Below are 16,850 nucleotides of genomic sequence, written 5' to 3'. Positions count from 1 at the left end.
CGCTGGTTGTGCATCTCCATCCTGCACACAATCTTCAGTAATCAGGTGCCGCCCGCAAGGTCCGGAGCGGTTGTCGTTTTACAGCTGGCACCCTGGGTGCCGCTGCCTTGGTTACCAGGCGGATCGCGGATCGCCACTCACCCCCTTGGGTAGAATCGGCGGTCCGCTGGACGGCCAGACGTCCAGTGACTATTGCATTTGCAGCTTCTGTTTCGCAGGCGGAATCGACGGCCTCGCGAGCGGTGCCGTCCAGACAGGACTGATAACCGCCTCCGGACTATAGCAGCAAGCTTTAAGTGCTTCAAATAAGGGAAAATTGCTATCATCCACCGATGACTAAGCCTCCTTCTCCCAGCACCGGCGTTCAACTGCTCGATGTGCCCGCCGACTATGCCGGTCAGCGCATCGACAACTTCCTGCGTACCCAACTCAAGGGTGCGCCCAAGACCCTCATCTATCGCATCCTGCGCAAGGGTGAAGTACGGGTAAATAAGGGGCGCATCAAGCCCGATTATCGCCTGCAGGCTGGTGATCAGATTCGCGTGCCGCCGCTGCGGCTGTCCGAGCCCGACGAGCCGGCACCCCTGGCCAAGGGGCTGCTCGAGCGCCTGGAGGACTCCATCGTCCACGAGGACAAGGCCCTCATCGTCATCAACAAGCCGGCGGGCATCGCCGTGCACGGTGGCAGCGGTCTGTCCGGTGGGGTCATCGAAGTCTTCCGCCAACTGCGTCCCGAGGCGCACGACATCGAATTGGTCCACCGTCTCGATCGGGATACCTCCGGGCTGCTGATGATCGCCAAGAAGCGCAGCATGCTGCGTTTCCTGCACGAAGCCCTGCGCGGCGACGGCGTCGACAAGCGCTATCATGCTCTGGTGCGCGGCCATTGGCCGGCGGCCAAGAAGAAGATCAACGCCCCGCTGCTGAAGAACACCCTCAGATCCGGCGAGCGCATGGTCGAGGTCAATGATGAGGGTAAGGAGGCGCTCACCGAATTCCGTGTGCTGCGCCGCTACGGCGAGTTCGCCACCCTGGTGGAGGCGCGTCCGGTGACCGGGCGCACCCACCAGATTCGCGTCCACGCCCGCCATGCCGGTCATGCCATTGCCGGCGATCCCAAGTACGGCGACGAAGACTTCTCCCAGGAGATTCGCGAGCTGGGCGGCAAGCGTCTGTTCCTGCATTCGGCGAGCCTGGTGATTCCCCTGCCCGAAGGTGGTGAGTTGCGCCTGGAGGCGCCGGTCGATAGCACCTGGAGCCAGACGCTGGAGCGTCTGGATGCCTGATTACCAACTGCTCATCTTCGACTGGGACGGCACCCTGGCCGACTCCATCGGCCGCATCGTCGAGGTGATGCACGTGGCGGCCGAGCAGTTGGAGTTGCCGCCGCGCAGCGACGCGGCCATCAAGGGCATCATCGGCCTGGAACTGGTCGCCGCCATCCAGACCCTCTATCCGCACCTGGTGACCCAGGCGCAGATCGAGGGCTTCCGCGATGCCTACAGCGCTGAATTCGTTCGCCGCGAGCAGACGGCCTCGCCGCTGTTTCCTGGTGTGCTCAGCGAACTGCAGCGCTTTCGCGCCCAGGGTTACCAGTTGGCCGTGGCGACGGGTAAGAGCCGTCGCGGCCTGGCCCGTTCGCTGCAGCAGCATGGCCTGAGCGAGTTCTTCGACATCACCCGTTGCGCCGACGAGGCTGCCGGCAAGCCCGATCCGCAGATGGTGCAGGAAATCCTCGCCCATTGCCGCGTGGCGCCAGAGCGCGCCCTGCTGGTCGGGGATGCGGTATTCGACTTGGAAATGGCCCGGCGCGCTGGGGTCGATGCCGTTGGCGCCGGCTATGGTGCTCAACCGGCCGAGGTGCTGAGGGATTTCGCGCCGCGGTTGGTGATCGAAGCTTTCGCGGACCTGGCGCTATGGCTGGGTGATAACGATGTGGTCAGGAGAGAAGTCGGGCATGGCTGATGAATGGAAAGAAGAGCGCGGGCAGGTGCGTCCCTCCGACGACAAGACCTGGTCCCTGATCGAGAAGACCATGCTCGCCAGCGTGCAGGAGCAGCGGCGGGCGCGGCGTTGGGGCATCTTCTTCAAGCTGCTGACCTTCGCCTACCTGATTCTCATGCTGGTGCTGTTCACGCCCCTGTTGTCGCTGGGCAAGAAGGGCGGGGTGACCGAGTCCGGTGCCCACACCGCGCTCATCGAACTCAAGGGCGTGATCGCCGACGACGAAAAGGCCAGTGCCGACAACGTGGTGACGGCGTTGCGCAAGGCCTTCGACGACAGCAATACCCGTGGTGTAGTGCTGCGCATCAACAGTCCGGGCGGCAGTCCGGTGCAGTCCGGCTACATCTATGACGAGATCAAGCGGCTGCGTGGTCTGCATCCCGACATCAAGCTGTACGCGGTGATCACCGACCTGGGCGCTTCGGGGGCCTACTATGTGGCCAGTGCGGCCGATGCCATCTATGCCGACAAGGCCAGTTTGGTTGGCTCCATCGGCGTGACCGCGGCGTCCTTCGGCTTTGTCGGCACCATGGAGAAGCTGGGCGTTGAGCGCCGGGTCTACACCTCTGGCGAACACAAGGCCTTCCTCGATCCCTTCCAGCCGCAGAAGCCCGAGGAAACCCGCTTCTGGCAACAGGTGCTGGACACCACTCACCAGCAGTTCATTGACAGCGTCAAGAAGGGCCGTGGTGATCGGCTCAAGGTCGAGGGTCATCCGGAGCTGTTCTCCGGGCTGGTCTGGTCCGGCGAGCAGGCGCTCTCCCTGGGGCTTATCGATGGCCTCGGCAGCGCCAGCTACGTGGCGCGGGACGTGGTCAAGGAAGAGCGCCTGGTCGACTACACCCAGGAAGACTCGCCCTTCGACCGTTTCGCCAAGCGCCTGGGCGCCAGTGTCGCCGAGCGCCTGGCGCTCTACATGGGCTGGCAGGGTCCGGCGCTGCGCTAGGGCGACAGCCTGCAGGTCTCAAGGGACCTGCAGGCCAGCCTCCCGCAGCAATGCGGCGAGGCGGATGAGAGGGAGGCCGATCAGGCTGGTCGGGTCGTCCCCCTGCATGGCTTCGAACAAGGCGATGCCCAGGCCCTCGGCCTTGAAGCTGCCGGCGCAGTCATAGGGTTGTTCCGCCAACAGATAGCGGTCGATGGTCGCGCCATCCAGCTGACGAAAGCGCACCTGGAAATCCACCACCTCGCTACGGCACTCGCCGCTTCGACTGTCCAGTACGGCCAGCCCGGTATGGAACACCAGGGTGCGCCCACTGGCTCGTGCCAGTTGTTGATGAGCTCTTTCATGACTCAGGGGTTTGCCCAGGATTTCGCCATCGATGGCGGTGGCCTGATCCGAGCCGATGATGAGGGTGGCTTCCGGCTGATCGCCGAGGGCTGCGGCCTTGGCTCGCGCCAGGCGCTCCACCAGCGCCCGCGGCTGCTCGCCGGGGAGAGGGGTTTCATCGATGTCCGGCGACCGATGAATGAAGGGCAGGCCGAGCCTTTCCAGCAATTGGCGGCGGTAAGGCGAGCTGGAAGCGAGTAGAATACGGGGCATCAGTTTGTTCTCGGGCGAGGCCGACCAGAGGTCGGTCGGTGTCGCTTCGGGGTTAATTTCCTTTGACAGCCGTAAGGCCGTCCCTATAATGGCGCGCTTATGTTGAATGGGCCAATTCCACCTCAGGTCGATCCTCGCAAATTGGCGGATCGCGGCGTAACCCTTAAGGGTGAGCTGCCTCTCGCGAACATGCGGCGTGTCGGCGAGCAGCTCGTGAAGTCCGAAGGCGCGGTAGCCGTCGTCCTCGACTTCGGGCGTGATCAACAAAGGCAATTCGTCATCCATGGTGTCCTGGATACCAAGGTCGAGATGATATGCCAGCGTTGTCTGGAGCCGGCAGTGCTTCCCATCCACAGCGAATTCGATTTCGCCGTGCTCTGGGAGGGGCAGTCGGCCGATGCCTTGCCACAGGGTTACGATGCCCTGGAGGTTGGCGAAGATCCCCTGGATCTGCATAGCCTGGTCGAAGAGGAGCTGCTGCTCGCGCTACCGATCATTCCTGTGCATCCAGAAGGGGCTTGCCAGCATCCGGAAGGTTTCGAGGCGCCCGAAGAGCCGGCGGACGAGGAAAAGCGACCCAACCCGTTCAGTGTACTTGCGCAGTTGAAGCGTGACCCAAACGTTTAGGAGTTAAATCATGGCTGTTCAGCAGAACAAAAAATCCCGTTCCGCTCGCGACATGCGTCGTTCGCACGACGCCCTCGAAGCGAACGCTCTGTCCGTGGAAAAGAGCACCGGTGAAGTTCACCTGCGCCACCACGTGTCGCCCGACGGTTTCTACCGCGGTCGCAAAGTGATCGACAAGGGTTCCGACGAGTAATCCTCGATCGAAACCGTCATCGCGATCGATGCAATGGGCGGGGACTTCGGTCCCCGCTGCGTTGTTCCCGCTGCAATAAGCGCTCTCGAGCGTTTTCCCGCCCTACGTCTTCTCCTCTGTGGTCAGCGCGACGCCCTGTCGACCTGGTCACCGCCCGCTTCCCTCGCCACTCGCCTACAGTTCGAATACGTCGACGCCGCCGTGGGTCCCGATGAGCGGCCAGCTAGTGTCGTGCGCAGCCGTACCCGTACCTCCATGCATGCCGCCCTGGAAGCCGTCCAGCAGGGGCGCGCCCACGGCTGCCTGAGCGCCGGCAACACCGGTGCCTGGATGGCACTGGCGCGGCTCATTCTGGGAACGCTGCCGGACATCGACCGGCCCGCCATGATGTCGGCCTTGCCCGGCCGGGGGGAGCATCAGTCGCTGCTGCTCGATCTGGGCGCGAATCTCGATACCTCCGCCGAACAGCTGGTGCAGTTCGCCTATCTCGGTGCCGGCGCGGCTCAGGCGCGCGGTCTAGCCAGGCCGCGGGTCGCCTTGCTCAATGTCGGTCGCGAGCCGGGCAAGGGGACGCCGGTGATCCAGGAGGCGGCGCGGCGACTCGCTCAGAGCCAGGCCTTCGACTTCATCGGCTTCGTCGAGGGCAGCGATCTCTATGAAGCCGTCGCTGACGTGGTGGTCTGCGACGGCTTCACCGGCAATGCGGTGCTCAAGTCCGGCGAGGCTTTGCTGCGGCTGGTAGTAGAGCGGTCCGGACGAGCGTCCTGGCTGGAACGGCGGCTGTTGCAGCCTTGGCTCGCTCGGCGGTTTCGTCACTGGGATCCGGAGCTACGCAATGGGGCGAGCTTCCTCGGCTTGAACGCCGTGGTGGTGAAGAGTCACGGCGCAGCGAGCGAAGTCGGTCTCGTTCAGGCCATCGAGCGAGCCCGGCGCGATGTGGAGACTGATCTCCCGCAACGTATCCGGTTAAACTTGGCGGCCCTGAAAGCGGTGTGACCGACCGGTCGACACCGACATCTCAGTCTATCCGTGGCGGAACAGAGCTTTCGCCAGCAATGGACCTACAAGAGAACTGCCTATGTCTGCCTCTCTCGCTTTCGTCTTTCCCGGCCAGGGTTCCCAAGCCCTGGGCATGCTGGGCGAACTGGCCGCGCACCATGCGCTGATCGGCGAAACCTTCGCGGAAGCTTCCGCCGTGCTCGGCTACGATCTCTGGGCGCTGACCCAGCAGGGCCCGCAGGAGTCGCTCAACCAGACCGACCGTACCCAGCCCGCCATCCTGACCGCCTCCATCGCGCTGTGGCGGCTGTGGCTGGCCGAAGGGGGCGCCAGGCCCGCCTACGTCGCCGGCCATAGCCTGGGCGAGTACTCCGCGCTGGTCGCGGCGGGTAGCCTGCCGTTCGCTGAAGCGGTACGTCTGGTGGCGCGTCGCGGTGAACTGATGCAGCAGGCCGTGCCGGCTGGGCAGGGCGGCATGGCCGCCATCCTCGGTTTGGAAGATGCCCAGGTCCAGGCGGCCTGCGCCGAAGCCGCTCAGGGCGAAGTGGTGAGTGCCGTCAATTTCAATGCCCCGGGTCAGGTGGTGATCGCCGGTGCCGCGGCTGCCGTGGAGCGTGCCATCGAAGCCTGCAAGGCGCTAGGTGCCAAGCGCGCCGTCGCCCTGCCGGTGAGCGTGCCCTCCCACTGCGAACTGATGCGTCCGGCGGCCGAGCGCTTCGCCAAGGACGTGCGTGGCTGCACCTGGACTCAGCCGGAGATTCCGGTGGTGCAGAACGTCAATGCCGGGGTGAACACCGACCTGGCCAGCCTGCAACAGGATCTGCTGGCCCAGCTGTACAGCCCGGTGCGCTGGGTCGAGTCCGTGCAGTACCTGGCGGCCCAGGGTGTCACTCACCTGGTGGAGTGCGGTCCGGGCAAGGTGCTGGCCGGTCTGAACAAGAGATGCGTCAAGGGCGTGGAAACGCTGGCCCTGGATACCCCCGACGCCTTCGCCGCCGCGCGTGCGGCTTTTTGAATCCGAGGAAAACGAGATGAGTCTGCAAGGTAAGGTCGCCCTGGTCACGGGCGCCACCCGTGGTATCGGTCAAGCCATCGCCCTGGAATTGGGTCGGCTCGGCGCTACCGTGATCGGTACCGCGACCAGCGAGGCGGGCGCCCAGCGCATCGCCGAGTCGCTCAAGGCCAATGGCATCGAAGGCACTGGCCTGGTGCTCAACGTGTCCGATAGCGCTTCCGTCGCGGCTGCACTCGAGCAGGTCCAGGCGCAATTCGGCGCTCCGTCAATCCTGGTCAACAATGCCGGCATCACCCGCGATAACCTGATGCTGCGGATGAAGGACGATGAGTGGTTCGACGTGATCGATACCAACCTCAACAGTCTGTTCCGCCTGTCCAAGGCCGTGCTCAAGGGCATGACCAAGGGCCGCTGGGGTCGGATCGTCAGCATCGGCTCGGTGGTGGGTGCCATGGGCAACGCCGGTCAGGCCAACTACGCTGCCGCCAAGGCCGGTCTCGAGGGCTTCACCCGGGCCCTGGCCCGCGAAGTGGGGTCGCGCAACATCACCGTCAACGCAGTGGCCCCTGGTTTCATCGATACCGACATGACCCGTGAGCTGCCGGACGCCCAGCGCGAAGCGCTGCTGACCCAGATTCCTGCCGGTCGCCTCGGGCAGGCCGACGAAATCGCCAAGGTGGTGGGCTTCCTGGCGGGTGAGGGCGCGGCCTATGTGACCGGCGCCACGATCCCCGTGAACGGCGGAATGTACATGAGCTGACCGGCGTTACCCCGCGCGGCTATTGCGCTAAGCTGGTAAACTGTCGGACCAGCAATGGCCGCGCATACGTCTTGATGTCGCGTCAGCTTGAAATACGGAAATCCCTTTCTATACACTTACGCGCAATCCGTTGTGCGGATTTTTCCTTTAGGAGTGAGAACACGGTATGAGCACCATCGAAGAACGCGTTAAGAAGATCGTCGCTGAGCAGCTCGGCGTGAAGGAAGAGGAAGTTACCAACAGCGCTTCCTTCGTCGAGGATCTGGGCGCCGACTCCCTTGACACCGTCGAACTGGTGATGGCTCTGGAAGAGGAATTCGAGACCGAAATCCCGGACGAGCAGGCTGAGAAGATCACCACCGTCCAGGAAGCTATCGACTACATCGTTGCTCACCAGCAATAAGTAGCCGTCAGTTTCGGACACAAAAAGCCGCACGTCCTGTAGGGCGTGCGGCTTTTCTTTAGGTCCAGGGTTCAGCTCGTTGGAATCGGCTTTTTTCAAGAGGGGTGGCCGCCCCGGAAGGACAAGAGGAGTTGGGTGTGTCGCGTAGACGTGTCGTGATCACGGGTATGGGCATGGTATCGCCGCTTGGCGCGGACGTAGCCAGCAGCTGGGAAGGCATCCTTGCCGGCCGCAGTGGCATTGCGCCGATCGAGCATATGGACGTCTCTGCCTTCAGCACGCGGATCGGCGGATCGGTCAAGGGATTCGATGTGGAGCAGTATCTGTCCGCGAAGGAAGCCCGCAAGCTGGATCTGTTCATCCAATACGGTCTCGCTGCCAGCTTCCAGGCCATGCGTGACAGCGGCATCGAGGTCAACGATGACAACCGTGAGCGCATTGGTGTCGCCATGGGTTCGGGCATCGGTGGCCTGACCAACATCGAGGCGAATTGCCAGTCGCTGCTCGAACAGGGTCCACGCCGCATTTCCCCCTTTTTCGTACCGGGCTCCATCATCAACATGGTGTCCGGTTTCCTGTCGATCCACCTGGGTCTGCAGGGCCCCAACTATGCCATCGCCACCGCCTGTACCACGGCGACGCACTGCATCGGCATGGCCGCGCGCAACATCGCCTACGGTGAGGCCGATGTGATGGTGGCCGGCGGTTCCGAGATGGCGACTTCCGGCCTGGGTCTGGGTGGCTTCGGTGCCGCCCGTGCCCTGTCGACCCGCAACGACGATCCGACCCGCGCCAGCCGTCCCTGGGATCGCGACCGTGACGGCTTCGTGCTGTCGGACGGCGCCGGTGCCCTGGTGCTGGAAGAATACGAGCACGCCAAGGCGCGGGGTGCCCGCATCTATGCCGAGCTGATCGGCTTCGGCATGAGCGCGGATGCCTTCCACATGACCGCACCGCCGGAAGACGGCTCCGGCGCCGCGCGTTGCATGAAGGCGACGCTCAAGGACGCCGGCATTGCCCCGGAAGCGGTCGACTACGTCAATGCCCACGGCACCTCCACGCCGGCCGGTGACCTGGCCGAAGTGGCTGCGCTCAAGCAGGTGTTCGGTGACCAGGCCAAGCGCCTGAGCGTGAGCTCCACCAAGTCCATGACCGGTCACCTGTTGGGTGCCGCGGGCGCGGTGGAAGCCATCTTCACCGTGCTCGCCCTGCGCGACCAGGTGGCACCGCCCACCATCAACCTGGACAACCCCAGCGACGGCTGCGATTTGGACTTCGTACCCCACGAGGCGCGGCAGCGGCCCATCGAAGTGGCCCTGTCCAATTCGTTCGGCTTTGGTGGCACCAACGGCAGTCTGGTGTTCCGGCGCTTCCACGCTTGATCCAGGACTGGCTCAACGGCCAACCGCTGGGCGCCGGCCTGCAGCGCGACCGGGGTCTGGCCTATGGCGATGGGTTGTTCGAGACCATCGCCGTGCGCCGGGGCCAGCCCCGGTTGCTGGAGCGGCATCTGCAGCGGCTGGCCACGGGTTGCCAGCGGCTGCGTATTCCCTGTGACATCGCCCAGCTGGACGCCGAGATCCGCGCCTACGCGGCGCTGCTGGGAGAGGGCGTCGCCAAGTTGCTGCTCACCCGCGGCGATGGCTTGCGTGGTTACGCCCCGCCGGCCGAGCCCGAGGTGCGCCGGCTGTTGCTGGGCTCGCCTGCGCCGGCCTATCCCGCGGTCCATGCGGACCAAGGCATCACCCTCTATCCCTGTGCGACGCGCCTGGCCTGCCAGCCGCTGCTGGCCGGGCTCAAGCATCTCAATCGGCTCGAACAGGTACTGGCCCGCGCCGAGTGGAGCGGTACCGAATACGCTGAGGGGCTGATGCTGGACCAGGAAGGCCGACCCATCGAAGGGGTGTTCAGCAACCTGTTCCTGGTCCACGCCGGTCGGCTGCTGACTCCGGCGCTCGACCGCTGTGGCGTGGCTGGGGTGATGCGCGGTCTGATCCTGGACGTCGCCGCTCGGGAAGGTTTCGAGGCCGAAGTCCTGCCACTTTCGTTGGACGATCTGCTGCAGGCCGACGAGGTTTTCCTCTGCAACAGCCAGTTCGGTATCTGGCCCGTGCGCCGGTACGCAGCCGCGAACTGGTCGGTGGGGCCGCTGACCCGTAAACTGCAAGGTTCGATAAACGAGATTCTGGAATAGCCGATGCGCAAGGCGAGAGCTCTGCTGACGGCGCTGCTGGCAGTCGGCGGCCTGCTGGTGATCCTCGCCGGCTGGCGCCAACACCAGGCGCTGGTCCAGCCGCTGAAGGTCGAAGGCGAGCAATTGTTCGAGATCGGCAAGGGTGCCACTCCGGGCGGTAGTCTGCTGCGCCTCGAACAGGAGGGGGTGCTGAAGGGCGCCTTCTGGTTACGCCAATACTGGAACTTCAACCTCGCCGATCAGACGCTGCACAGCGGTGAATATCGCCTGACGCCCGGCATGACGGTGCAGGATCTCTTGGCCCTGTGGCGCAAGGGCGAGGTCGTGCAGTACGGCGTCACCCTGGTGGAAGGCTGGAATTTCCGCCAGGTCCGTGCCGCCCTGGCGCGGCAGCCCAAGCTGGAGCATGACACCGCCGGCCTGGACGATGCCGCCCTGATGAAGCGCCTGGGCCTGGATGGGCAGCACCCCGAGGGACGCTTCTTCCCCGACACCTACCGCTACGTGAAGGGTCAGCGCGAATCGGACCTGCTGCGCCAGGCCAACCAGCGCCTGCAGGCTGTACTGGATAAGGAATGGCAGGAGCGTGATCCCGCGGTTCCCTACCAGGACGCCTACCAGGCCCTGATCATGGCCTCGCTGGTGGAGAAGGAGACCGGCGTACCCGAAGAGCGCGACGAGATCGCCGGCGTCTTCGTACGCCGCCTGGCGGCCGGGATGCTACTGCAGACCGATCCCACGGTGATCTATGGCATGGGCGAGCGCTACAGTGGGCGCATCACCCGCGCTGATCTGCGCGAGCCGTCGCCCTACAACACCTATCTGAATGCGGGGTTACCGCCCACGCCCATCGCCATGCCCGGACGCGAGGCCATCCATGCCGCCCTCCATCCCAAGGACGGCGACAGCCTCTACTTCGTCGCTCGAGGTGACGGCAGCCACGTCTTTTCCAAGTCACTCGACGAGCACAACCAGGCGGTGCGCGAATTCCAGCTCAAGCGGCGCGCCGATTACCGCTCCAGTCCCGCGCCCCAGACGTCTGAAACCAAGGAAACGCCATGACGGGAAACGGCCTGTTCATCACCCTCGAAGGCCCTGAGGGCGCCGGCAAGAGTACCAACCGCGACTATCTGGCCGAGTTGCTGGGCGCTGCCGGGCGCGAGGTGGTCCTGACCCGCGAGCCGGGCGGTACGCCCCTGGCCGAGCGCATCCGCGAGATCCTGCTGGCCCCAGCTGCCGAGCCCATGGCGGTGGATACCGAGCTGCTGCTGATGTTCGCCGCACGCGCCCAGCACCTGGCCCAGGTCGTTCGTCCTGCATTGGCGCGCGGTGCCCTGGTGCTCTGCGACCGCTTCGTCGATGCGACCTATGCCTATCAGGGCGGTGGTCGTGGCGTGCCCACGGCGCGTATCGCCACCCTGGAAGCCTTCGTGCTCGGCGATCTGCAACCCGACCTGACCCTGGTATTCGATCTGCCGGTGGAGATCGGTCTGGCCCGGGCGGCCCGTCGCGGCGCCCTGGACCGCTTCGAGCAGGAGCAGCGGGCCTTCTTCGAGGCCGTGCGCCAGACCTATCTGGAGCGCGCCCAGGCGGTGCCGGAGCGCTATCGCATCATCGATGCCTCGCGCTCCCTGGCCGAGGTGCAGGCCGATCTGCGGACACTGGTGGCGCACCTGGAGCCGACGCTCGGTGGCTGACGTCTATCCCTGGCAGGCAGAGCTCTGGGCGCGGATCTGGCCCCGGCGCCAGCACCCCCATGCCTATCTGCTGCACGGTCCGCGTGGCATCGGCAAGCGCGACCTGGCCGAACGCCTGGCCCAGCTGCTGCTGTGTCAGTCGCCCCAGGGCGCAGCGCCCTGTGGTCAATGCAAGGCCTGCGCCCTGCTCAAGGCCGGTACCCATCCGGATTACTGCGTGATCCAGCCGGAAGAGGCCGAGAAGCCGATTCGGGTCGACCAGATTCGCGGTCTGGTGGACTTCGTCACCCAGACCGCGCAACTCGGCGGGCGCAAGCTGATCCTGCTCGAGCCGGTCGAGGCGATGAATCTCAACGCCGCCAATGCCCTGCTCAAGAGTCTGGAGGAGCCCTCGGGCGCCACTGTGCTGTTGCTGGTCAGTCATCAGCCAAGCCGGCTGCTGCCCACCGTGCGCAGCCGCTGCGTGCAGCAGGCCTGCCCCGTCCCGACGCGGGCGGCGAGTCTCGCCTGGCTGGGCGAACGCCTGCCGGAGCTCGATGAGGAGGTGCGCACGCAACTGCTCGTGCTGGCCGGCGGTTCGCCATTGGCGGCGCTCCGTCTGCATGGCGAAGAGGTGCTCGCCCGCCGCGCCCTGGTGGTGGACGGGGTCAAGCGGCTGCTCAAGCGCCAGGCTGCGCCCAGCCAGTTGGCCGAGAGCTGGAATGCCGTGCCCCTGCCGCTGCTGCTGGACTGGTTCTGCGAATGGACCCATGGCGTGCTGCGCCAGCTATGGGGTGGGGCGGATACGGAAGCGGCGCCGGACATGGCCAAGGTGCTGGGCTATCTGGCGGAGAAAACCACAGCGACCGAGGTCCTGGCCGTACAGGAGTGGCTGCACGCCGAGCGGCAGAAGGTGCTGGGCAAAGCCAACCTCAACCGCGTATTGTTGCTGGAGTCGCTGTTGATCCGCTGGGCCGGCCTGGTGCCTGGCCGCTAGCGATCCGCTCGCCCGTATCGCCCGTCTCGAGAGAACTTCATGAGTTTGCCGCAGAACCTGAGTCCGCGTAATGGCATCCTGTCGCTCACCATCAAGGACAAGTCGGTGCTCTACGCCGCCTACATGCCCTTCATCCGCAACGGTGGCCTGTTCATCCCGACCGGCAAGACCTACAAGCTGGGCGACGAGGTCTTCATGCTGCTGAACCTGATGGACGAACCGGACAAGATCCCGGTCGCCGGCAAGGTGGTGTGGATCACGCCCAAGGGTGCCCAAGGCAATCGGGCAGCCGGTGTCGGCGTCCAGTTCAACGATGGCGACAACACGGCACGCAACAAGATCGAAACCTATCTGGCCGGCTCCCTGAAGTCGGACCGTCCCACCCATACCATGTGATCGGCCGCCGTCCCGTTCGGGACGGGGCGTTCTCCGCGATTCAAGGCTAGTTTCCCGTGCATTTCGTCGACTCCCACTGTCACCTGGATCGACTCGATCTTTCCCTTCACGATGGCTCCCTGGACGCAGCGCTGGACGCTGCGCGCGCCCGTGGCGTCAGCCAGTTCCTCTGCATTGGCGTCGATGCCAACAATGCACCCACGGTGCAGGCCCTGGCCGAGCGATATGCCGATGTCTATTGCGCGGTAGGTATCCACCCGCTGGATGCCGCCCAAGGCAGCCCCATCGATCTCGACTGGCTGCTGGAGCGCCTGGCTCATCCGCGCGTCGCCGCCATCGGCGAGACCGGACTCGACTACCACTACCAACCGGATACCGCCGAGATCCAGCAGCGCTCCTTCGCCCTGCATCTGGAGGCGGCCCGGCGCACGGGGCTGCCCCTGGTAATCCACACCCGCGAGGCGCGCGCCGATACCCTGGCGATGCTGGCCGACGCCGAGCTGCCTGGGGCTGGGGTGCTGCACTGCTTCACCGAGGACTGGGCAACGGCCAAGGCGGCGCTGGACCTGGGCTTCTACATCTCCTTCTCGGGCATCCTGACCTTCCGCAATGCCGCCGACTTGCGCGAGGTGGCGCGCCAGGTGCCGGCCGATCGCCTGCTGGTGGAAACGGATTCGCCTTACCTGGCGCCCGTGCCGCATAGGGGCAAGGCCAACCTGCCGCAATTCGTGGTGGAGGTGGCCGAGTGCCTCGCCGACGTCCGCGGCGTCACCCTCGAGACCCTCGCCGAGCAGACCACCGCCAACTTCCACCGGCTGTTTCCGCGCGCAGTCTGCTGATCTGAAAAAATGGCCCGGGTATCCAGGGGGATACCCGGGCCGGACCAGCGGTTCGCCTGAGGAGGACCGCCTCCCTGGCTCGCGCCGCGGGGGTCGGCGCGACCAGTCACCTGAGTATTGGTCAGCCTGGGCAAAGGTCCAGTTCTGATTGGACATTTTTTAAACAGTTTTGGAATAGCGCTGCTGCGACACTGGCTATCCCGGACCTTTCGGCCCGTTCAGAAGCGGGCCAGGGCGCGGATCAGGTCCAGCGTCTGCTCCAGCACGTGCTCGCTGGTGTAGAAATGCGGCGACAGGCGGATGCCCGGTCCGCGCTGGGCACAGATGACATCGGCGGTCTTCAGCCGCTCGAACAGTTGGCGGTTGTCCCAGCCTTCGAGGGAGAAGGTGAGGATGCCGGAGCGTCGTGCGCCCTTCACCGGGGAGTGCAGCACCGCGCCGGGCAGTTTGCGGATGTCGCTGTCCAGCAATTCGACCCGTGCCAGCAGTTCCTCGCCCACCTGGGTCATGCCGGCGTCTTCCAGCAGCGACAGGCTGGCCTCCAGCGCCACCGCGCCGAGCATGTTGGGGCTGCCGCATTCGAAGCGCATGGCCGTCTTCGCCGGTTGCCAGTCGCGCTGGCTGTAGTCACCGGCGTTATCCAGCATGTGCCAGCCGTATTCGTGTAGCTTCAGTTGCTCGCGCAGGTCGGCGCGGCAGTAGAAGACCCCCAGGCCTTCGGGGCCGAGCATCCATTTGTGGCCATCGGCCATGGCGAAGGCGCAGTTGCAGGCCTGGACGTCGAAGGGCAGGGCCCCCAGCTGCTGGATGGCGTCGACGCACAGCAGCACGCCCTTGGTCTCGCAGCCCTGGCCCAGGGTGGGCAGGTCGAGCCGCAGGCCACTGGCGTACTGCACGGCGCTGATAGCCATCAGTCGCGTCCGCGGACCGCAGGCGGCCAGCAGATTGGCCTCGGGCGTCTCACCCAGGGCCACTTCCACCACCTCGACGCCGAAGCGCGCCAGGGCTTCCCAGACGATCCGGTTGGACGGGAACTCCTCGTCGCTGATCACCACCTGGTCGCCGCTCTGCCAGTCCAGGCCGAAGGCGACGAAGGAGAGCGCTTCGGAGGTATTCTTGACCAGGGCGATGTCGCTGCTCGCCGGGGCATTGAGCAGGCGTGTCAGGCGCTCGCGCAGGCGCTGCTCCAGGCCCAGCCAGGTCGGATAGTTGCGCGCGCCGTACTGGCAGTTTTCGGCAGCGAACTCGGTGACGGCCTGGGCCGCGCGTTTGGGCCAGGGCGCCACGGCCGCATGATTGAGGTAGCGCATGGCATACGCCTGGGGGAACTCGTGCTTCCAGGAAGACATTGACTCGATCCGTACAATCTGGGTGTGATGGGGCATAATAAGGGGCACGCCGGCGCTGTTCACCGATCCCATCGGTTGAGCCCGCCCAAGGTGTGACGAAGTGCCGGTAAGCCGAGGGGTAGCCGGTGGTTCGAGGCCCTATCCCTTTGAAAACAACAAGTGGGCTGCTATGCAGAAAGAATCCCGCAAGGTCCGCGAGTTCCGTCGCCGTGAGCAGGAAATTCTCGATACCGCGCTGCAACTCTTCCTTACCGAAGGAGAAGACAGCGTCACCGTCGAGATGATCGCCGAGGCCGTCGGCATCGGCAAAGGCACCATCTACAAGCACTTCAATTCCAAGGCCGAGATCTATCTGCGGCTGATGCTGGATTACGAAAGGGACTTGGCAGAGTTGTTCCAGTCGGACAACGTCGCCCGAGATCGCGAAGCGCTCTCCCGCGCCTATTTCGAGTTCCGCATGAGCGATCCGCAGCGCTATCGGCTGTTCGACCGGCTCGAGGAGAAGGTGGTCAAGACGCGCCAGGTGCCCGAACTGGTCGAGCAACTGCACAGCATCCGGACCTCCAACTTCCAGCGGCTGACCAGCCTGATCGAAGGGCGGATCGACGAAGGCAAGCTGGAAGACGTGCCCCCCTATTTCCACTACTGCGCCGCCTGGGCGCTGGTGCACGGCGCCGTGGCCCTTTACCATTCGCCGTTCTGGCGCGACGTGCTGGAGGATCAGGAAGGTTTCTTCCAGTTCCTCATGGACATCGGCGTGCGCATGGGCAACCGCCGCAAGCGAGACGTCGAAACGCCTGTGCGATCCTAGGGTCCGATAGAGGCAAGGGATGCCGTGCCATCCCTTTTCTCTCGTAGCAGTGGAGTCCCCAACGATGATCGTCGACCGCCAGGGTAGGGCGTTTCGCAACTTGCGGATCAGCCTCACGGCGGCCTGCAACTATGCCTGTACTTATTGCGTGCCCAACGGCAAGCGACTCGTGGCTGCGCAGGACGAACTCAGCGCCGAAACCATGGCCCGGGGCGTGGAATACCTCATCGATGCCGCGGGCATCGAGCGCCTGCGCATTACCGGCGGCGAGCCCCTGGTGACTCCGCGGCTGGAGCCGTTTCTCGCCCGCGTGTCCCAACTCGGCCTCAAGGACATCAGCCTGACCACCAACGGTCAGTTGTTGCCGCGCAAGCTGGATTTCCTCATCGACCATGGCATCCGTCGGCTGAACGTGTCCTTGGACACCCTCGACGCCGAGGCCTTTCCGCGCCTGGCGCGCGGTGGCGATCTGGCGACGGTGCTGGCCGGCCTCGAAGCGGCCCACGCCGCCGGTCTCAAGATCAAGCTCAATATGGTGCCGCTGCGTGGGCAGAATCTCGATCAGGTCCTGCCCTTGCTGGAGTACTGCCTGGAGCGTGGCTTCGAACTCAGGTTCATTGAGCTGATGCGCATGGGACATCTGGCCAAGGATCCCAAGACCTTCAACAACCAACTGGTGCCCCTGGCCGAGTTGCTGGAGATCATCGGCTCGCGCCATGCCTATGTGCAGGCCGATGCGCCGGTGGATTCCACCGCCCTGCGCTACCGGGTCGAAGGCGGTGGCCACTTCGGCATCATCGCCAACGAGAGCGTGCCCTTCTGCCGTACCTGCTCGCGGCTGCGGCTGTCGTCCACCGGCTGGCTGCACGGCTGCCTGTCGTCGAGCAATCGCCACTATGTCGGCGACCTGCTGGACAAGCCGCGCCACCTGGCCCTGCCGGCGTTGCAGCGACTGCTGGTCAAGGCGCTTGGCGACAAGCAGGACCTGGCGTTCTCCGGCGGGGTCACGGTGATGAAGATCATAGGCGGCTGATTCATCGGCCG

20 protein-coding genes are annotated in these 16,850 nt (G+C 64.9%); 18 read left to right on the top strand and 2 right to left on the bottom strand.

What is annotated here, in order from left to right; all coding sequences use genetic code 11:
• The first annotated feature begins 332 nt into the window (after positions 1–332).
• The 3 genes from rluC to sppA are packed head-to-tail and all read left to right on the top strand — an operon-like array spanning position 333 to position 2,950.
• Entirely contained in the window at positions 333–1,286 is a 954-nt protein-coding gene (rluC, locus tag QZ471_RS06030; RefSeq protein ID WP_295461776.1) for a 23S rRNA pseudouridine(955/2504/2580) synthase RluC, read from the top strand.
• Positions 1,279–1,965: an HAD-IA family hydrolase gene (locus QZ471_RS06025; protein WP_295461773.1), complete on the top strand. Its 687-nt coding sequence runs from the start codon at positions 1,279–1,281 to the stop codon at positions 1,963–1,965. Before rluC ends, QZ471_RS06025 begins: the two co-directional genes overlap by 8 nt.
• Positions 1,958–2,950 carry a signal peptide peptidase SppA gene (gene sppA / locus QZ471_RS06020; protein WP_295461771.1) on the top strand — a complete coding sequence of 331 codons (993 nt, stop codon included), beginning with the start codon at positions 1,958–1,960 and terminating at the stop codon, positions 2,948–2,950. Before QZ471_RS06025 ends, sppA begins: the two co-directional genes overlap by 8 nt.
• An 18-nt stretch (positions 2,951–2,968) precedes the next feature.
• Here the strand turns inward: sppA and QZ471_RS06015 are convergent, their stop codons facing one another.
• Positions 2,969–3,547, bottom strand: coding sequence for a Maf family nucleotide pyrophosphatase (locus QZ471_RS06015; RefSeq protein ID WP_295461769.1), 579 nt, complete (start codon positions 3,545–3,547; stop codon positions 2,969–2,971).
• A gap of 99 nt (positions 3,548–3,646) precedes the next feature.
• Here QZ471_RS06015 and QZ471_RS06010 point away from each other — a divergent pair, with 99 nt between their 5' ends.
• The 13 genes from QZ471_RS06010 (at position 3,647) to QZ471_RS05950 (ending at position 13,646) form a co-directional block, all read left to right on the top strand.
• A complete protein-coding gene (locus tag QZ471_RS06010; RefSeq protein WP_295461767.1) occupies positions 3,647–4,174 on the top strand; it encodes a YceD family protein in 528 nt (175 codons plus the stop codon).
• A 10-nt stretch (positions 4,175–4,184) separates the two neighbouring features.
• The gene (gene rpmF / locus QZ471_RS06005) at positions 4,185–4,367 is read left to right on the top strand and encodes a 50S ribosomal protein L32 (RefSeq protein WP_007160601.1); all 183 of its coding nucleotides are present in this window, start codon (positions 4,185–4,187) and stop codon (positions 4,365–4,367) included.
• Between the two features lie 6 nt (positions 4,368–4,373).
• Positions 4,374–5,363 carry a phosphate acyltransferase PlsX gene (plsX, locus tag QZ471_RS06000; RefSeq protein ID WP_363286812.1) on the top strand — a complete coding sequence of 330 codons (990 nt, stop codon included), beginning with the start codon at positions 4,374–4,376 and terminating at the stop codon, positions 5,361–5,363.
• An 82-nt stretch (positions 5,364–5,445) separates the two neighbouring features.
• Positions 5,446–6,381, top strand: a complete 936-nt coding sequence (gene fabD, locus QZ471_RS05995; RefSeq protein ID WP_295461760.1) for an ACP S-malonyltransferase — start codon at positions 5,446–5,448, stop codon at positions 6,379–6,381.
• A 16-nt stretch (positions 6,382–6,397) separates the two neighbouring features.
• Positions 6,398–7,141: a 3-oxoacyl-ACP reductase FabG gene (fabG, locus tag QZ471_RS05990; RefSeq protein WP_295461758.1), complete on the top strand. Its 744-nt coding sequence runs from the start codon at positions 6,398–6,400 to the stop codon at positions 7,139–7,141.
• 166 nt (positions 7,142–7,307) lie between these two features.
• Entirely contained in the window at positions 7,308–7,544 is a 237-nt protein-coding gene (acpP, locus tag QZ471_RS05985) for an acyl carrier protein (RefSeq protein ID WP_007160597.1), read from the top strand.
• A 137-nt stretch (positions 7,545–7,681) separates the two neighbouring features.
• On the top strand, positions 7,682–8,926 hold the full coding sequence (gene fabF / locus QZ471_RS05980) for a beta-ketoacyl-ACP synthase II (RefSeq protein ID WP_295461752.1): 1,245 nt from the start codon (positions 7,682–7,684) through the stop codon (positions 8,924–8,926).
• Positions 8,926–9,738, top strand: a complete 813-nt coding sequence (gene pabC, locus QZ471_RS05975; RefSeq protein WP_295462180.1) for an aminodeoxychorismate lyase — start codon at positions 8,926–8,928, stop codon at positions 9,736–9,738. Before fabF ends, pabC begins: the two co-directional genes overlap by 1 nt.
• A gap of 3 nt (positions 9,739–9,741) precedes the next feature.
• On the top strand, positions 9,742–10,800 hold the full coding sequence (mltG, locus tag QZ471_RS05970) for an endolytic transglycosylase MltG (RefSeq protein WP_295461750.1): 1,059 nt from the start codon (positions 9,742–9,744) through the stop codon (positions 10,798–10,800).
• The gene (gene tmk, locus QZ471_RS05965) at positions 10,797–11,435 is read left to right on the top strand and encodes a dTMP kinase (protein ID WP_295461749.1); all 639 of its coding nucleotides are present in this window, start codon (positions 10,797–10,799) and stop codon (positions 11,433–11,435) included. Before mltG ends, tmk begins: the two co-directional genes overlap by 4 nt.
• Positions 11,428–12,411 carry a DNA polymerase III subunit delta' gene (locus QZ471_RS05960; protein WP_295461747.1) on the top strand — a complete coding sequence of 328 codons (984 nt, stop codon included), beginning with the start codon at positions 11,428–11,430 and terminating at the stop codon, positions 12,409–12,411. The genes tmk and QZ471_RS05960 overlap by 8 nt, the downstream gene beginning before the upstream one ends.
• Before the next feature lie 39 nt (positions 12,412–12,450).
• A complete protein-coding gene (locus tag QZ471_RS05955; RefSeq protein ID WP_059226680.1) occupies positions 12,451–12,807 on the top strand; it encodes a PilZ domain-containing protein in 357 nt (118 codons plus the stop codon).
• 56 nt (positions 12,808–12,863) lie between these two features.
• Positions 12,864–13,646: a TatD family hydrolase gene (locus tag QZ471_RS05950; RefSeq protein ID WP_295461744.1), complete on the top strand. Its 783-nt coding sequence runs from the start codon at positions 12,864–12,866 to the stop codon at positions 13,644–13,646.
• A gap of 218 nt (positions 13,647–13,864) precedes the next feature.
• Here the strand turns inward: QZ471_RS05950 and QZ471_RS05945 are convergent, their stop codons facing one another.
• Positions 13,865–14,995, bottom strand: a complete 1,131-nt coding sequence (locus QZ471_RS05945) for an aminotransferase class V-fold PLP-dependent enzyme (RefSeq protein ID WP_295461742.1) — start codon at positions 14,993–14,995, stop codon at positions 13,865–13,867.
• A gap of 169 nt (positions 14,996–15,164) precedes the next feature.
• Between QZ471_RS05945 and QZ471_RS05940 the strand changes: the two genes are divergently transcribed.
• Positions 15,165–15,806 carry a TetR/AcrR family transcriptional regulator gene (locus QZ471_RS05940; RefSeq protein ID WP_295461740.1) on the top strand — a complete coding sequence of 214 codons (642 nt, stop codon included), beginning with the start codon at positions 15,165–15,167 and terminating at the stop codon, positions 15,804–15,806.
• Between the two features lie 64 nt (positions 15,807–15,870).
• Positions 15,871–16,839 carry a radical SAM protein gene (locus tag QZ471_RS05935; protein WP_295461738.1) on the top strand — a complete coding sequence of 323 codons (969 nt, stop codon included), beginning with the start codon at positions 15,871–15,873 and terminating at the stop codon, positions 16,837–16,839.
• Positions 16,840–16,850 lie beyond the last annotated feature (11 nt).

The sequence above is a fragment of the uncultured Pseudomonas sp. genome, from assembly GCF_913774235.1.
GTDB lineage: Bacteria > Pseudomonadota > Gammaproteobacteria > Pseudomonadales > Pseudomonadaceae > Chryseomonas.
This window is presented reverse-complemented; position numbering and strand designations above follow the sequence as displayed.

Excerpts from the sequence above, each read along its gene's own strand:
- QZ471_RS05940 (WP_295461740.1), top strand. The coding sequence starts at position 15,165 with ATGCAGAAAGAATCCCGCAAGGTCCGCGAGTTCCGTCGCCGTGAGCAG.
- sppA (WP_295461771.1), top strand. The coding sequence starts at position 1,958 with ATGGCTGATGAATGGAAAGAAGAGCGCGGGCAGGTGCGTCCCTCCGAC.
- acpP (WP_007160597.1), top strand. The coding sequence starts at position 7,308 with ATGAGCACCATCGAAGAACGCGTTAAGAAGATCGTCGCTGAGCAGCTC.
- fabD (WP_295461760.1), top strand. The coding sequence starts at position 5,446 with ATGTCTGCCTCTCTCGCTTTCGTCTTTCCCGGCCAGGGTTCCCAAGCC.
- mltG (WP_295461750.1), top strand. The coding sequence starts at position 9,742 with ATGCGCAAGGCGAGAGCTCTGCTGACGGCGCTGCTGGCAGTCGGCGGC.
- QZ471_RS05955 (WP_059226680.1), top strand. The coding sequence starts at position 12,451 with ATGAGTTTGCCGCAGAACCTGAGTCCGCGTAATGGCATCCTGTCGCTC.
- QZ471_RS05945 (WP_295461742.1), bottom strand. The coding sequence starts at position 14,995 with ATGTCTTCCTGGAAGCACGAGTTCCCCCAGGCGTATGCCATGCGCTAC.
- tmk (WP_295461749.1), top strand. The coding sequence starts at position 10,797 with ATGACGGGAAACGGCCTGTTCATCACCCTCGAAGGCCCTGAGGGCGCC.
- rluC (WP_295461776.1), top strand. The coding sequence starts at position 333 with ATGACTAAGCCTCCTTCTCCCAGCACCGGCGTTCAACTGCTCGATGTG.
- fabG (WP_295461758.1), top strand. The coding sequence starts at position 6,398 with ATGAGTCTGCAAGGTAAGGTCGCCCTGGTCACGGGCGCCACCCGTGGT.
- QZ471_RS06015 (WP_295461769.1), bottom strand. The coding sequence starts at position 3,547 with ATGCCCCGTATTCTACTCGCTTCCAGCTCGCCTTACCGCCGCCAATTG.
- QZ471_RS05935 (WP_295461738.1), top strand. The coding sequence starts at position 15,871 with ATGATCGTCGACCGCCAGGGTAGGGCGTTTCGCAACTTGCGGATCAGC.
- QZ471_RS06010 (WP_295461767.1), top strand. The coding sequence starts at position 3,647 with ATGTTGAATGGGCCAATTCCACCTCAGGTCGATCCTCGCAAATTGGCG.
- rpmF (WP_007160601.1), top strand. The coding sequence starts at position 4,185 with ATGGCTGTTCAGCAGAACAAAAAATCCCGTTCCGCTCGCGACATGCGT.
- QZ471_RS06025 (WP_295461773.1), top strand. The coding sequence starts at position 1,279 with ATGCCTGATTACCAACTGCTCATCTTCGACTGGGACGGCACCCTGGCC.